This is a genomic window from Oscillibacter sp. CAG:155 (genome assembly GCA_000436875.1).
In the GTDB taxonomy this organism is placed as follows: domain Bacteria; phylum Bacillota; class Clostridia; order Oscillospirales; family Oscillospiraceae; genus Oscillibacter.
On sequence record FR890859.1, the window covers coordinates 25,651 to 39,674 of the forward strand.

At 56.4% G+C, this 14,024-nt stretch carries 17 protein-coding genes and 1 tRNA gene (1 of these 18 running past the window's edge); 14 read left to right on the forward strand and 4 right to left on the reverse strand.

The features are described 5' to 3' along the window. From QZL67_RS02695 to QZL67_RS02750, 12 genes are all read left to right on the forward strand, one after another. Nucleotides 1-276: the final stretch of an OmpA family protein gene (locus QZL67_RS02695; protein WP_292919724.1), read on the forward strand. 1,206 nt of this gene lie to the left of the window's left edge; the window shows 276 of its 1,482 coding nt (coding positions 1,207-1,482); its start codon lies beyond the left edge, outside the window; its stop codon occupies nucleotides 274-276. Nucleotides 277-632: 356 nt separating this feature from the next. Beyond that, nucleotides 633-1,088: a DUF6838 family protein gene (locus QZL67_RS02700; RefSeq protein ID WP_022289239.1), complete on the forward strand. Its 456-nt coding sequence runs from the start codon at nucleotides 633-635 to the stop codon at nucleotides 1,086-1,088. Between the two features lie 13 nt (nucleotides 1,089-1,101). Then, complete coding sequence (locus QZL67_RS02705) at nucleotides 1,102-2,211, forward strand: phage tail sheath C-terminal domain-containing protein (protein ID WP_022289240.1); 1,110 nt, start codon at nucleotides 1,102-1,104, stop codon at nucleotides 2,209-2,211. An 18-nt stretch (nucleotides 2,212-2,229) separates the two neighbouring features. Then, nucleotides 2,230-2,658: a phage tail tube protein gene (locus tag QZL67_RS02710; protein WP_022289241.1), complete on the forward strand. Its 429-nt coding sequence runs from the start codon at nucleotides 2,230-2,232 to the stop codon at nucleotides 2,656-2,658. Nucleotides 2,659-2,672: 14 nt separating this feature from the next. Next, nucleotides 2,673-3,086 (forward strand): hypothetical protein, encoded by a 414-nt coding sequence (locus QZL67_RS02715; protein ID WP_022289242.1) that lies wholly within the window; start codon nucleotides 2,673-2,675, stop codon nucleotides 3,084-3,086. Nucleotides 3,087-4,091: 1,005 nt separating this feature from the next. Next, nucleotides 4,092-5,462, forward strand: a complete 1,371-nt coding sequence (locus tag QZL67_RS02720) for a hypothetical protein (protein WP_022289245.1) — start codon at nucleotides 4,092-4,094, stop codon at nucleotides 5,460-5,462. Nucleotides 5,463-5,465: 3 nt separating this feature from the next. Then, nucleotides 5,466-6,125, forward strand: coding sequence for a LysM peptidoglycan-binding domain-containing protein (locus tag QZL67_RS02725; protein WP_022289246.1), 660 nt, complete (start codon nucleotides 5,466-5,468; stop codon nucleotides 6,123-6,125). Between the two features lies 1 nt (nucleotide 6,126). Continuing rightward, the gene (locus QZL67_RS02730; RefSeq protein WP_022289247.1) at nucleotides 6,127-7,104 is read left to right on the forward strand and encodes a hypothetical protein; all 978 of its coding nucleotides are present in this window, start codon (nucleotides 6,127-6,129) and stop codon (nucleotides 7,102-7,104) included. Continuing rightward, nucleotides 7,101-7,568: a DUF2577 family protein gene (locus tag QZL67_RS02735; RefSeq protein WP_022289248.1), complete on the forward strand. Its 468-nt coding sequence runs from the start codon at nucleotides 7,101-7,103 to the stop codon at nucleotides 7,566-7,568. Before QZL67_RS02730 ends, QZL67_RS02735 begins: the two co-directional genes overlap by 4 nt. Continuing rightward, a complete protein-coding gene (locus QZL67_RS02740; protein ID WP_022289249.1) occupies nucleotides 7,546-7,980 on the forward strand; it encodes a DUF2634 domain-containing protein in 435 nt (144 codons plus the stop codon). The genes QZL67_RS02735 and QZL67_RS02740 overlap by 23 nt, the downstream gene beginning before the upstream one ends. Continuing rightward, a complete protein-coding gene (locus QZL67_RS02745; protein ID WP_022289250.1) occupies nucleotides 7,958-9,040 on the forward strand; it encodes a baseplate J/gp47 family protein in 1,083 nt (360 codons plus the stop codon). Before QZL67_RS02740 ends, QZL67_RS02745 begins: the two co-directional genes overlap by 23 nt. A 13-nt stretch (nucleotides 9,041-9,053) precedes the next feature. Further along, the gene (locus QZL67_RS02750) at nucleotides 9,054-9,623 is read left to right on the forward strand and encodes a putative phage tail protein (protein WP_022289251.1); all 570 of its coding nucleotides are present in this window, start codon (nucleotides 9,054-9,056) and stop codon (nucleotides 9,621-9,623) included. Nucleotides 9,624-10,141: 518 nt separating this feature from the next. On the opposite strand, the gene QZL67_RS02755 is transcribed toward QZL67_RS02750, so the two are convergent. Beyond that, nucleotides 10,142-10,218, reverse strand: a tRNA-Arg gene (locus QZL67_RS02755). A 168-nt stretch (nucleotides 10,219-10,386) separates the two neighbouring features. Here QZL67_RS02755 and QZL67_RS02760 point away from each other — a divergent pair. Continuing rightward, nucleotides 10,387-11,025: a redox-sensing transcriptional repressor Rex gene (locus QZL67_RS02760; protein ID WP_306765920.1), complete on the forward strand. Its 639-nt coding sequence runs from the start codon at nucleotides 10,387-10,389 to the stop codon at nucleotides 11,023-11,025. A gap of 49 nt (nucleotides 11,026-11,074) precedes the next feature. Then, nucleotides 11,075-12,166 carry an S-layer homology domain-containing protein gene (locus QZL67_RS02765; RefSeq protein ID WP_022289253.1) on the forward strand — a complete coding sequence of 364 codons (1,092 nt, stop codon included), beginning with the start codon at nucleotides 11,075-11,077 and terminating at the stop codon, nucleotides 12,164-12,166. A gap of 51 nt (nucleotides 12,167-12,217) precedes the next feature. On the opposite strand, the gene QZL67_RS02770 is transcribed toward QZL67_RS02765, so the two are convergent. The 3 genes from QZL67_RS02770 to sfsA form a co-directional block, all read right to left on the reverse strand. Then, nucleotides 12,218-12,436, reverse strand: a complete 219-nt coding sequence (locus QZL67_RS02770) for a hypothetical protein (protein WP_292919726.1) — start codon at nucleotides 12,434-12,436, stop codon at nucleotides 12,218-12,220. 155 nt (nucleotides 12,437-12,591) lie between these two features. Next, entirely contained in the window at nucleotides 12,592-13,170 is a 579-nt protein-coding gene (locus tag QZL67_RS02775) for a manganese efflux pump MntP family protein (RefSeq protein WP_022289255.1), read from the reverse strand. Nucleotides 13,171-13,190: 20 nt separating this feature from the next. Then, complete coding sequence (gene sfsA / locus QZL67_RS02780) at nucleotides 13,191-13,871, reverse strand: DNA/RNA nuclease SfsA (protein ID WP_022289256.1); 681 nt, start codon at nucleotides 13,869-13,871, stop codon at nucleotides 13,191-13,193. Nucleotides 13,872-14,024: the final 153 nt, after the last annotated feature.

Genomic DNA, 14,024 nt, shown 5'->3' on the forward strand with positions numbered 1-14,024 from the left:
GGGGCGGTCCCAGCGACCCCGGGGGCCAGCCAGCAAGCCCGTGTGGATCTGTCCAACCGCCGGGCAGCGGCAGTGAAAGAGCTGCTGGTCAGTGCCTTCGGCGTACCGAAGGATCAGCTGCTGACCATCGGTCTGGGTTTTGAAGCTGACCCCTTCGTCCGGGGCCAGGACCGGGACGCCAACGGCAAGTTCGTAGAGAGCGAGGGAGCCAAAAACCGCCGGGTGGTAGTGATGGATGCCAACGACCCCATTGCCCAGGAACTGCTGAATTCGTAATGCAGTCTGGCCGAAGTCGGAATGTGTGGCGCGATATGCGTCACAATCCGCAAGGCCATACACAGAATGCAAGTAGGCCGGAACAGGGCCAGCAGAAAGGATCTCCGGCTCTGTTCATCCCCTTGATGCAGACTTCTGTTAGTTTTAGCCAGATTTGCAAAAAATGATAGCAAAGTCCCGGAGGCATTGCAGTGCAATGCCTCCGGGACTTTCTTTGGTAGTAGTCAAATAGTAGTCAGAGCGAGGGCTGTATCTTCTCTTAAAACAGAAAAAATCCGTTTCAGTTGCACGGAAATGTGCAACTTTTTGCGGAATGCCCACTATTCGTAGAGCGCGCTTGAGAATCGGAGGAGCAAATGGAAACGTCGGATATTTTGAATGCTATCCAGTCCAAATTGACAGCCAAATGGCCAGATCGAACCATCTATGTGGATGCCTGCCCGGCTGATGTTGACCGCCCATCCATCTGCCTGCTGGTGGAGAAAAATGACTGGGGCGATGCCAATCGATTTTTGATTCGGCGGGAGCTTCAAATCCGGCTCATCCTTTATGATGCGCCGGATGAACAAAATGAAGGGCCCTGGTATCGACTGACATCGGATTTTGAGCAGGTCATGGAACTGCTGCTCCCGGCCTTGCAGGTGGGCAACCGGCATTTGCAGCTCACATTAAAAGCATTGCCGCGGGATTCCGACCGGGCGTATGTGCAAATCAACGCTTCCTGGCTGGACCCCAGGCCTACATTAGAGCCGGGAGACGAACCACCAGCAGCAACCACCGCGCAGGTGCGCGTGGAAATCAAAAAATATTGACAGGAGTGATCTTATGGGACTTCCCCAGCTGACCTTTGAACTGAAAAAAGCGGCAGATACGGCTGCCGCACGCACAGCCCAGGGTGTCATCGGCATGATTTTAAAGGACACCAAAGCCATCGGCGTGCATGTGATCTATCAGGAGAGTGATATTCCCGCAGACCTCGGCGCCGACAACATTGCTTACATCAAGCGGGCACTGGTTGGCTATATCAACCGCCCCACCTGCATTTACCTCTCCGTGGTATCTTCTGACGGCGGAACCGTCTCCGACGGATTCGCCGCTCTGGGACAGTACAGCTATGATTATCTGGTGGGCCCCCCGGACATCACCACCCCCGATACCACGACGCTGGCTGACCTTGTAAAGGAGCAGCGGAAGGGCCGGTATATCGGGAAAGCCGTGCTGCCCGACACGGACTCTGACCACGAGGGCATTATCAACTTTACCGCCACCAACATCAAAGTGGGCACCACCACATACGAAACCGGGGGCATGTACGCCTCCCGGATCGCCGGTATTCTGGCGGGAACTCCCGCCGATTGCAGCGCCACTTACGCACCGCTGCCTGAGGTTACGGGCGTGGATGCCGTGGAAGATCCCGATGGGGCCATCAACAGCGGAAAGCTGATCCTCATCAACGACGGGCGGCAGGTAAAGCTGGGCAGAGCCGTGACTTCCAAGGCCACGGTGGCGGACGACGAGGCACAGGCTCTCAAGAAAATCAAGATGGTAGCTGCCGTGGACCTGATCCGATACTATGCGCTGACCACTATCGAGGACAACTACCAGGGCAAGTGCTCCAACACCTATGACAACAAGTGCATCCTGCTGACCGCCCTGCGCGGCTATCTGAAGGAGCTGGAAAACGGCGGCGTCCTTCTGGAAAAGAGCTCCGGCGCCGAGCTGGACGCCGCGGCTATCCGGGCTTTCCTGATCGACCAGGCCTCCAAAGCCGGAGATGTGGAGGAAACCAACCGCATCAAGGCACTGGATGACGCGGCTGTGGTCAAGGAGGATACCGGCAGCTATGTCTTTATCCGGCTTTTCGGATATGTGCTGGATGCCATGGAGGATTTTGCCGTTACACTGGAGGTCTCCAACGGCCTCCTGGCGATGTGAATGTAAGGAGGATACAAGATGGCTGAAATTTTGGACGCAGCTCTGGTACGGAGCGGCACCTGGGGCAGCTTGTGGCTGGACGGCGAGCAGGTGGCGGAGTGCTACGGCTGCCAGATCAAGCTGAACAAAACCAAGGAGGACGTGGCCCGCTGCAGAACGCTGGTGACGGGAAAAAAGCTGACGGGCATTTCCGGCACCGGCACGGTGCGGATCTACAACGCCACCTCCCGTCTGATCCAGGCGGAGGCCCAGGCGCTGAAAAACGGACAGGATCTGCGGCACACCCTGATCTCCAACCTGGATGACCCGGACAACCCCAGCAATCAGCGGATCTCCGTGACGGGCGTCAGTTTTGACGACCTGACGCTGGCAGACTGGGAGGCAGCCAAGCTGGGACAGATCGAGGCCCCCTTCACCTTTGAGGACTTCGACGTTCTGGACAGCTGACAGGAGGTGCCAAGATGGAGCAAACACTGACCAACGGGGCGGCGAGCGCCGCCCCCTCCACCCTGGAGCTGCTGCTGGGGGCGGACGTTGTGTCCGTAAAAGCGAACCTGCCCACTGCGCGGTATGAGATCTCCCGGCTGAGCGAGGCCGCGGGCGCGCCGGTGGTGTTCACACTGCGGGCCCTGCCCTACGGCCGGGTCCAGGAGCTCAAACGCCTGACGGAGGAATCGGACATCCAGATCCTGCTGGCGGGCTGTGCGGAGCCGGACCTGAAGGCGGCTGCCCTGCAGGAGAAATTCCAGGGCGCGACACCGGCAGAGACCGTCAAGGCCATGCTGCTACCGGGAGAGATCGCAGACCTGGCCATCGCGGTGGAGAAGCTGTCCGGCTACCGGCGGACCACCATTGAAGAAGTAAAAAACGGCTGAGGGAGGCAGAGGACCCGGAGCTGGGCCTGGCATACTACCTGTACGCAGCCCACGGGATCCTGCCGGGAGATTACTACCGGCGGAGCCAAGGCGAAAAGGACCTGATCTGGGCCTTTGCCTCCTATGAAGCGGAACAAAAGAGCGGGAAGCGCAGCAAGCGCTTCCCGCCCAGGACCAGGCACATAAAATAATGCTGCTTTGACCAAGGAACCGGAGATCAAAAACAGCCGCTCCCGCAGGGGCGGAAACGGCTGCCAGAAAATCCGTGCAATTAGCGCAACATTGTTCCAATCATTTTGAGGGCAAAGAAAAGGCATCCAGCTAATCCAATGCCAAGCAAAGTGAAAAACGTACGATTTGACATGAGGTATCTCCTCCTTTTATTTCATGATAGCACAGGCGGAAATTATATGTCAAGAAACGGGGACGGAGGCGCCATTTTGCCCCTGAAAGAGCGATGTTAAAAACAGCCGCTCCCGCGGGGGCGGGAACGGCTGAAAAAGACACATCAATAATAAGCCCGCAGCATAGTTCCGAGCAATTTGAGGCCAAAGAAAAGGCATCCAATGAGGCAGATTCCAAGCAGAATCAAAAACTGACGATTTGTCATGAGGCATCTCCTCCTTTTGCTTTATGATAGCACAGGCGGAAATTATATGTCAAGAAAGCAGGTGAGGGGCTGCCCGGGAAGGGCTCCATGGGGGCGGAGGGGGCGGCGCGGAGAGGGATAAAAAACAGCCGCTCCCGCAGGGGCGGAAACGGCTGCAAAAGACACATCAATAATACTGCAGCTCAGTACCGAGCAATTTGAGGGCAAAGAAAAGGCTCCCAATGAGGCAGATTCCAATCAAAATCAAAAAGAGACGATTTGACATTCTCCATCCCTCCATTTTTTCTTAATAATAGCACACACAGAAAGCATGTGTCAAGAAAGCAGGTGATCGTATTCCAAGCTATTCGATTATTTACAAGGTGGACGACCGATATTCCACGCAGGTAAAGCGGATGACCCAGGCGACGCAGGTCCTCTCCAAAACCGCAAAGGACACGGGAGACACCCTTCAAAAGGCGCTGAATGTAAAGGACAGCGCCCAACGGGCCGCAGGGAATCTGCAATCCGTGACCCGGCAGATCGCGGCGGCTGACACGGCAGGAGCTGGGCTGTCCGGCACACTGGGGAAGCTGATCCAGACGGGCGGCGTAGCTATGGCTGCAAATACCTTTGGAGATCTCGTGGGTGGGTATTTCGGGAGCGCCCATGGAGACTCCGCAGGAAGCATCGCCTCCAATGCGGTATCTACCGCGCTCACCGGCGCGGCCATCGGCGGCTCCCTTTCTCTGACACCGGTGGGAGTTGCCGCCGGTGCTACCATCGGCGGACTGCTGGGCGTGTTGAGCGGGGCCATACAGACATACGAAAAGCGAGACGACGCCTACAAGGACTGGTACCAGGGGCTCTATGAAAACGCGGGGAGCGAGACGGAGCGGATGCTGACGGCGGGACGCTCCTTTGCCCAGGAGACCCTGGGCCAGCCGGAGGCGGAGCTGAGCGCCGTGCAGGGAAAGCTGGACGCGGCCGGAGGCGAGGGGTATTACGCGGAACGAAACCAGGGCATTGCAGACCAAATCGTCGCTTACGGCGGGGAGCTGGGCGAAGCTCTGGCGGAGGCAAACCGCGCCATCGGCGCCGGGCGGGCGGCCATGGAAAACCTGGCGGACCGCTACACCCAGGAGGCTCTTTCCACTGTTTTGACGGGAAGCGGGACCTCCCTGCAATGGTCGGACGAAAACGCGCAGCGGCTGCAGGAGCTGGGAACGCTATATCAGGAGGCCATGGCCGACTACGAGGCAGGCAACACGGAGGCGGGCGCCCTGGTGGAGACCTATGTGGAAGAAGCCCGGGCCCTGGCGGAGGCACAGTACGACTCCAGCGAGGCCGCCATGGGGGTAGCGGAGGCGGAGAAGAACCTCATTACCTCCATCAACGAGAACACCGCAGCACTGCGAGGCTGGCGGGGGGACTATGACGTCAGTCAGGCCCTGACCAAGGGACGAGAAAACGGTTCCACCGATGAGGACACCTATATCCCGGGCGACTGGAGCTACAACGCCGATCTGGACCCAAGCTCGACGACCTCCACGGCGAAAAAGGCCCGTCCACGGGCGGTGGGCATCGACTATGTGCCCTACGACAACTTCCCCGCTCTGCTGCACCAAGGCGAGCGGGTGCAGACGGCGGTGGAAGCCCGAAGCCAGCAGCGGGTCCCGGCGATCACCATTACCGGAAACTCCTTCAGCATCCGGGAGGACGCCGACGTGGACCGGGTGGCCAGCGCGCTGCTGCAGAAAATCGAGCTGGCGGAAAGGCGGGGATAATCCATGCAGATCTGTTTTATCAAGGACGGCACCGCCCTGACCCTGCCGGTGACACCGGCGGGATATGCCTGGGGCGTGGGGCGAACTATGGAAACCATCAACATCTCCCAGCTGGGAGACGTCTACCGGCCCGGCGGGCGGACCCGGTTTTCCGGCGAGGCGCTGGAATGTCTGCTGCCGGCACAGAACTACCCCTGGATGGAGCCCGGGGCGATGACGAACCCCCAGTACTATCTGGACATTCTGACCGCCTGGGCGGCGGCCGGGGAACCGGTGCGGTACATCGTCTCCGGCACGGAGATCAACACCCTGGTTTATCTGGAATCCGTGGAATGGCGGGAGCAGGACGGGACGGGAGACGTATACGCCTCTTTATGGCTGCGGGAGTACACGGACCTGGAGGCGCGGGAGGTGGCCGCAGCGGAAGATACGGCATCCGTGACCGGCAACGGCTCCCGTCCGGCGGAGAGCAGCGGCGCCAGCCAGTCCTATACCATCGTGCGGGGGGATACGCTGTCGGCCATCTGCCGGCGGTACTACGGGAAGTACTCGGCCACCTACTACAACGCTCTGTCCCGGTACAACGGGATTCAAAACCCGCACCTCATTTATCCCGGCACCACCATCACCATTCCGCCGGAGTCCGTACTGCTGGGAGGGTGACATGGAACTTTATCTGACAAAGCACCGGGACGGCACGACCCGGGAGATCACAAGCCTTGCTGTCAGCTGGACCTGGTCCGGAGACAAGGCCTCCCTCTCCCGGCAGCTGGACATGGAGATCGCATTTTTGGAAGGGAGCGATCTGCCTGTACCGGAGGTGGGGGATCTAGTGACCATGGAGGACGCCGGCAACCGCCTGTTCGCCGGCGTGGTGCTGCGAAGAACCGCGGGGTCGGAGGGCACCACCTTATCTGCCACCTGCTTCGACTACGGCTTCTACTTACAGAAAAACGACTGCACGGCCAAATTCACCGGCGCATCGCCGGAGGAGATCACCCGGTCTCTCTGCGCGGGCAAGGGAATCCCGGTGGCTTCCCTGCCCACTACCGGCATTTCGCTGCGGCGGAAGTTTTCCGGCGTGAAGATCAACCAGGCCATCACCACGGTGTGGTCCCTGGCAGCAGAGAAAAACGGAAAGCAATACGCCATCCGGTACACTCCAGCGGGGCTGCTGGTCAAAGAGCGGACGGTCAGCGCCGCCAGTCTGGTACTGAAAGCGGCCGGGAACCTGATGGACGCCACCACCACAGAGGACGCCACCAGCGTGGTCAACTCTGTGGCTATCTACGACAAAAACGGGAATTTTCTGCGGCGGCTGGGAGACGCAGCCTCCCAGGAGCTGGTGGGCGTTATGGAGGCCCACGTCACCCAGAACGACCACTCTGACGTCACCGACCAGGCAAGCCGCCTGTTGGAGGAGGGAAAGCAGCAGAGGACCGTGACGGTGCATGTGCTGGGAGACCTAGCTCTCATCACCGGGGAGACCGTGGTGGTCCAGGAACACAAAACCGGGCTGGAGGGCATCTTCTGGATCGACGCAGATGTTCACACCTGGAAGAACCACAACTACGATACTATGCTGACGCTGAACTGCCGAAACGTGGCAGCGACGGCCAGCGCAGGAAGTGAGATGGAATGAAGGAACATGCAAGAGACCCCTATGTGGGGCTGAATGAATATTTCGGGCGGAAGGCCTCAGAGGCTGTGCCGTCCTGGTATGCGGTGGGCAAGGTGATCAGCACCTCCCCGCTGAAAATCCGGGCCGACGGCATGGATCTGGACCTGGAGGACCTCTACCTTGCGGAGCATCTGACGGCAGGATGGCAGGAGCAACTGACAGGCTTGTCCTGGCCTTTGACGGCAAAACTCCCGCAGAAAATGTTTCAAGGAACCTGTAAATGTGAACTCTCTTCCGGTACGTGCCAGGTAGTCCGCACGGAGGAGACTGTGGAGGGCAAGACGGCAAAGGAAGCCCCGGCTACCCATGGCGCCCTTCTGCATGCGGGCGATCAGGTTCTGCTGCTCTGCTCGGCAGACGGGCAGACCTACTATGTGATCGAAAGGCTGGTGAAGGTCTATCATGAGCCTGTTCCCTCTGATTGACGCCCCGGATTCCAGCGCCATGTCTGCCGCACTGCCCTTGGCCCGGGAAGTGGCCTGGGATTTTGTACAAGATCAGCCGATCTGGCGCTCCGGACGCCCCGTCTATATGACCGGCGCGGATGCCGTGCTGGTGTGGGCCTGGAACTGCATCCACACGGAGCGGTTCGCTCACGACGTTTTTACCTCGGATTATGGGCAGGATCTATCTGGCCTGATCGGACAGCCCTACGGTGACGAAGTCCGCCAGTCCGAGGCCATCCGAAAGCTCCGGGAGGCATTGCTGGTAAACCCATACATCACTGCCGTAGATCAGGTGAGCGCCCGATTTGAGGGAGCACTGCTCACCGTCAGTTTCACAATGCACACCATTTACGGGGAGGTAATTGTCCATGACGCAGCCCTCGGTATTTGAGAATCGCACGCCGGAGGTCATCAAAGCCGAAATTCTCGCTTCACTAAAAGAATCCGGCACAGAAATCGACACACGAGAAGGCAGTTATACCAACATGCTCATCAGCCAGATCTCCTATTCACTCTGGAAACACTCTCAGCTGCTGGCAGGACTGCTTCCGATCGTATTCCCCAGCCCAGAATCCGGCGAATACCTGGACAAGCACGCCCGTCAGCTTGGCATGGTACGGCAGCCAGGCTCTAAAGCCCGAGCAGAGGTGACCTTCACCGGGACGAATGATACCGTGATCGCAGCGGGAACGGTCCTCTATGCGCCCAGCAGCGGCCTGCGCTATGTGACATTGGATGCGGTGGCGATTTCCAATGGAAGCGCAGTGGCCGACGTGGAAGCGGAAAGCATCGGCGCAGACTACAATGTGCCGGCCGGGGCCATCTCCTCTATGGCGGTCAATCTTCCGGGCGTAAACACTTTGACAAATCTGAAGGATGCATCCGGCGGATCGGACCCGGAAAGCGACACAGACCTCTATACCCGCATCCACGATCGGCTCAGTCTTCCGATCACGTCCGGAAATTCCAACCACTATATCCAATGGGCCAAGGAGACCGCTGGCGTCAGCTATGCCAGCTGCATCCCCCTCTGGAACGGAAACGGCACTGTCAAGGTGGTGATCGCGGGCGCTGATAAAGGGCCTGTGGATGAAGAAATTCGCGCCATTTGCGCTGCCCACATCGAGGAAGAACGGCCCATCGGCGCCACAGTGACGGTGGTAAGCGTGAAGAAGATGGAGCTGCCAGTTGCGGCGGCTGTGACCTTGCTGGAGGGATATTCCACCGAAGATGTCACCAACCAGCTGACGGCGGCGGTTTCTGCGTTGCTGTCTGCCCAAACCTTTGGGCAAGACATCACGATTCCGTACAGCCGTTTTCTGGCCTGCCTGCTGCAGTGTTCCGGCGTGGCGGATTACAGTTCCTTCACGGTAAACGGCGGGACCGCGGCCGTATCGGTCGTTGCGGAGGCTGTCCCGATGGTCGGGACCGTGGATGTCACAGAGACATAAGGAGGGCGGTAATATGAGCAGTCTTCCGGTCCGGGAGCGCGTCCCGGACAGATATTACCGGCATTCCCAGACAATTGCTATTCTGGAGGCTCTGGAAAAACAAAGCAATGCATCCGCAGCCCAAGTAGATGACCTGCTGGATCAATTCTTTGTGGAGACAGCCACCTGGTCCTTGTATCTCTGGGAAAGCAAGTATGGGATCCCGGTGGATGAGTCCAAACCCCTGGCGGACCGGCGGGCAGCCGTACGGGACAAGATGACGGCCGCCGGCAACACTACGGCAGAAATGGTCCGGCAGCTGGCCGTGGCTCTGACCGGCTATGAGGCCCGGATAATGGTCCATTCGGCAAACTATTCTTTCTCTCTGGAGTTTCTGGGGGAAGAGAACACCTTGGCGGATATTGATGTGAGCCAAGTCCGAAAAATGGTGGAGCAGATCAAGCCAGCTCACCTGCAGTTCATCATCTCCGGACTGACCTGGAGCAATATTGAGAGCGTGGGTCTCACCTGGCAGTGGTTTGACGACACCCCCACTACATGGGCAGCGTTTGAAAGTAAGTTTTGCATTCATGAAAAAGTATAGGTGGAGAAATCCCCTGTATTTTTACAGCGGGCAGTCTGGTATTGGTAAATTTATGGTAGGAACTCCCTTGTAATATATAAGACAATCTTCTTGGTAACGCCTGATAAATTCGGGTTCATATTCCGAAAGGATCAAAACTCTAAAGTAGCTGCACCGCAATGGTTTGAATGCCATAGCTTAGTTGGACTTAGGATAGTGGTCGGAGTGATCAGGCGGTCAACGGCGTAACCGTTGGGGCCCAGTGGTTTTGTGGGTTTTAGCCAGATTTGCGGGAAATCACAAGAAAGCCAGGTATCTCAAAGACCTTTCCCCCAGTATAAACCTTTTTATCACAGAAGACTAACCCTCCTCCAATTCCCATAATCGCTTCAAAAGCCTCTGTTTCCTCTCAATGTATCATTTTCTTTTTTTAGGAATCCCTAACAAAGCATAAAAGAAAGCCCTGATACCTCAAGGCTTTCTAAAAATACGAAGTCCGTTTTTCGAACATTTTTATCGAAAAACGGACTTCGTTCATTTGGTACGCCCGGCTGGATTCGAACCAGTGGCCTACAGAGTCGGAGTCTGTCACTCTATCCAACTGAGCTACGGGCGCATATAAAGCACGTTTTCTCTTACGTGCTAGAGTAGTATAGCAGATTTTTTCTCCGCTGTAAAGCCCTTCTGATAAATTTTTCTCAAAAAAGATTGTTAAAAAAATTGACAATCTTAGTGTTTTAAGATACACTAACAGGGTAAACAGAACGAAACCCGAAGAGCAGGAGTGATCATCTTGAAAAAGGAGAACATATCCGACGCCGTTATCCGGCGCCTTCCCCGTTATTACCGGCAGCTGACGGATTTATGCGGCCGCGGTATCGTTCGCATTTCCTCGCATTCCCTTGGGCAGGAGATGAATATCACTGCCTCCCAGATCCGGCAGGACTTCAGTTGTTTTGGCGAGTTTGGTCAGCAGGGCTACGGCTACAATGTGGAAGAACTCCGGTCTGAAATCGGCCATATTCTAGGAGTGGACAACGACCATCACCTCATTATGATCGGCGTGGGCAACCTGGGTCGGGCTCTGCTACACAATTTTCATTTTTCCCAGGCCGGTTTTACCGTTGACGCAGCCTTCGATATCTCCTCTGCTGTTGTCGGCTCCTCAGTAAACGGAATTCCCGTTTACTCCATGCAGGAACTGGATTCCTTTGTTCAGCAGCACCATGTCGACGTGGTGGTGTTGACGATTCCACAGTCCGTGGCACAGGATACCGCCACCCACCTCATTGAACTGGGCATCCGCGGTTTCTGGAATTTTACCAATGTGGAACTGAGCAGTCCCACAGATGATGTCAAATTTGAAAACATCCATTTTGCCGACAGCCTGCTGACCCTCAGCTACCGCATAGCCAACCGCTGAACACTGCCGTGGCTTTGCCGCCAGGCCGACGAAAGGATTTTTCCTGCCTATGAAGAAAAAAATTGCGCTCTTACTATCTCTTTGCCTGCTGTTCTCCGTTGCCGCATATGCGCTGGCTGCCGGTGATGCGTCTGATCCGCTGGCCTCTCTTTCCTACCTGAACGGCACTTTTACCAGCACGGTGAACTCCAAAGTGGATGAAAAGCTGAATGCTTCTGATGCCGCTTTACTTTCTGGATCTGGTACGTCCTCCACCGGCGGCTCCTCTGCTACTGACTGGGCCGAGATCCGCCTGAAATCCGGAGACACTCTGGTTGGCCAAACCGGCACCAGCGTCTTATTACTGGCTGGCAGCGGCTCAGTCTCCTTTGGCTCTGGTGCGGTAGTGGACATCACCACCGGTTCTGCCGTTGCCAGCGGTACTGCCCTTACCGTCAATCACCGCTATCTGACAGCGGAGAATACCACAGCGGTTTTCACCGTCACATCCAAAACCGCCGTGGTGGATTATCAGGGACCCTACAGCTTTACGTATTCTGACGCAGTCGACTACAACGCCATGGCCGGCGCTTTGAAAACACTGCATCTTTTCAAAGGCAGCTTTACCGGATATGGGCAGGGATACGATTTGGAAGTGGCTCCTACCCGCCTGCAAGCTCTGATCATGTTCATCCGGGTGCTGGGTGAAGAGGATGCTGCCCTGGCCTGGTCCGGGAGTACGCCTTTTACAGATATTGCCGCCGGCACACAGGCTGCGCAATATGTTGGCTATGCCTATGAAAAGGGATATACCAATGGATTTACTGCTACGACGTTTCGCCCCGCACAGACCATCACAGCGCAGCAGTACGTGGAATTCATGCTGCGGGCACTTGGATACAGTTCCAACGCCAACACGAACCTGACCACCACTTTTGATAATGCCGTACTCTACGGTGTCCTTACTGCCGGAGAGCGTACCCAGCTGGCATCCGGGACCTTTTTGCGTGCAGATCTGGTGTACATCTCTTATTACGCACTGGACGCTGTGGAAGCCTCCAGCGGACAGCTCCTCAGTCAGGTTCTGCAGGGCAAGGGTGTATTCACCACCGCAGAACTTACATCTGCCCAGTCCATGGTCCCCAGCAGCCGCATTTGGTAAAAATTTTCTGCACCCCGCTGAACCCACCGCATATGATGGCTTGAGACCGCTTCAGTGGTCTACGTCTTCATAGGAGGTTCGGATATGTGCAATAACGGTTTTGGTGGGGGAAATTGCTGCTGGATCATCGTCCTGCTGATCATCATTTGGTGCTGCTGCGGCAATAACAGCATGGGTGGTTCCGGCTGCGGCTGCAATTGTGGTTGCAACAACAACTGCGGCTGCAATCCCAATCCCTGCTGCTGATCTTTCATAGGTTGTTTCAACCAAACGCCCCGGAGCTTTCGCTCCGGGGCGTTTTGCATGCCCTCAGCCAGGGAAGGCCATCGGGGGTATAAAAAATATCCGGTTAGAGTGCAAAGCGTCTCACAGTGCCTGTCACAGCGATTTAAGCTGCCCCATCTGACTGGCCGCGCAGAGCCCGCTTACAGGATTCCCAGATGCTCCAGCAAGATCTTGATGCCCAGTAAAATCAGAATGATTCCGCCTGCGGCCTCTGCGCGTTTCTTATACCGTGTTCCAAAGAAATTTCCCACCGCTACACCAACCAGCGATAGGCAAAAGGTTGTGGTTCCAATAATAGAAATTGCCGGTACAATCTTTACCTCCAAAAAGGCAAAGGTCACTCCCACTGCCAGAGCATCAATACTGGTCGCTACTGCCATCAAAAACAGCTGCTTCAGATCCAGCTTCGCATCTACAGCACAGGCAGCCTCATCCTCGTCGTCCTCGGGTCCAAATGCCTCCCGTAGCATATTGCCGCCAATAATAACCAGCAGGACAAATGCCACCCAATGGTCAAAATTTTGAATATATCCCGCAAATCGGGAGCCCAAAAACCAGCCGGCCAACGGCATCAGCGCCTGAAATCCGCCGAAAAACAGCGCAATCACCGCTGCGTGCCGCCAGTTGAGCTTTGGCATACAAAGACCCTGGCAGATCGACACGGCAAAGGCATCCATAGAAAGGCCAATGCCTACCAGCAGTAATTCCAACAAACCCATACGGAAACGCTCCTCGTCCTTTATAAAATCACCGGTACCGGCTGGCGGATCTCCAATTCATCCGGCCTTACCGTGCAGTCATACGCGCAGATATTCACGCCGGCAGCAGCTGCGGCCCGCAGCGCCTGTCCAAATGCCGGATGGGTGTCATCATTTGGCGACACTGAGCAAATACCTTCCATTTGTACCACAAAAAACAGGGTCGCGTCAAGCCCCTGTTCCACAGCATGCTGTAATTCCCGGAGATGCTTGACTCCTCGCTCTGTGGGAGCATCTGGAAAGCGGGCAGCCCCACCATCCTCCAGCGTCACACCCTTGACCTCCACCAAATGCATTCCATGAGGCGTCTCCAGGCAGAAATCCAAGCGGGATTCCCCCCAGGAAAATTCCGGGCGAATTGCGGTCACCTCAGGCAAAAAAGCACCGGTTGCAGCCCATTCGCCAAATACCCGATTAGGGGCCTGCGCATCCATATTAATCAGGCGCTTTCCCTTTTCCACCGCGATCAGGTCATACCGGGTTTTACGGGCCGGATTTCTGGCCTGCTCCAAATACACGGTTGCCCCCGGGATCAACACCTCCCGGCAGCGACCTGTATTTTTCACATGGACAGTTTCGATTCCCTCCGGTATCTCCACTTGCGCAATAAAACGGTTCGGCCGGTTCATAAATCGCCCCGGCACCACAGTTCCATACCGCATGTGCTTCTCCTTTTCTCGCTGTTATTGCTAATGTTTCACTTTTTGCCTTCTAAATGGCAGCTTTTAAACTGTACATCCGTGCTCGTTTTCAACATATCACTGTCTAAGGCGAGATATACGTGTGGTAAAAAAAGAGACAGTCAAAAGACTGTC

What these genes read in the sequence shown, in the direction of transcription:
- QZL67_RS02700 (WP_022289239.1), top strand. Translation starts at nt 633, where the DNA reads ATGGAAACGTCGGATATTTTGAATGCTATCCAGTCCAAATTGACAGCC.
- QZL67_RS02705 (WP_022289240.1), top strand. Translation starts at nt 1,102, where the DNA reads ATGGGACTTCCCCAGCTGACCTTTGAACTGAAAAAAGCGGCAGATACG.
- QZL67_RS02710 (WP_022289241.1), top strand. Translation starts at nt 2,230, where the DNA reads ATGGCTGAAATTTTGGACGCAGCTCTGGTACGGAGCGGCACCTGGGGC.
- QZL67_RS02715 (WP_022289242.1), top strand. Translation starts at nt 2,673, where the DNA reads ATGGAGCAAACACTGACCAACGGGGCGGCGAGCGCCGCCCCCTCCACC.
- QZL67_RS02720 (WP_022289245.1), top strand. Translation starts at nt 4,092, where the DNA reads ATGACCCAGGCGACGCAGGTCCTCTCCAAAACCGCAAAGGACACGGGA.
- QZL67_RS02725 (WP_022289246.1), top strand. Translation starts at nt 5,466, where the DNA reads ATGCAGATCTGTTTTATCAAGGACGGCACCGCCCTGACCCTGCCGGTG.
- QZL67_RS02730 (WP_022289247.1), top strand. Translation starts at nt 6,127, where the DNA reads ATGGAACTTTATCTGACAAAGCACCGGGACGGCACGACCCGGGAGATC.
- QZL67_RS02735 (WP_022289248.1), top strand. Translation starts at nt 7,101, where the DNA reads ATGAAGGAACATGCAAGAGACCCCTATGTGGGGCTGAATGAATATTTC.
- QZL67_RS02740 (WP_022289249.1), top strand. Translation starts at nt 7,546, where the DNA reads ATGAGCCTGTTCCCTCTGATTGACGCCCCGGATTCCAGCGCCATGTCT.
- QZL67_RS02745 (WP_022289250.1), top strand. Translation starts at nt 7,958, where the DNA reads ATGACGCAGCCCTCGGTATTTGAGAATCGCACGCCGGAGGTCATCAAA.
- QZL67_RS02750 (WP_022289251.1), top strand. Translation starts at nt 9,054, where the DNA reads ATGAGCAGTCTTCCGGTCCGGGAGCGCGTCCCGGACAGATATTACCGG.
- QZL67_RS02765 (WP_022289253.1), top strand. Translation starts at nt 11,075, where the DNA reads ATGAAGAAAAAAATTGCGCTCTTACTATCTCTTTGCCTGCTGTTCTCC.
- QZL67_RS02775 (WP_022289255.1), bottom strand. Translation starts at nt 13,170, where the DNA reads ATGGGTTTGTTGGAATTACTGCTGGTAGGCATTGGCCTTTCTATGGAT.
- sfsA (WP_022289256.1), bottom strand. Translation starts at nt 13,871, where the DNA reads ATGCGGTATGGAACTGTGGTGCCGGGGCGATTTATGAACCGGCCGAAC.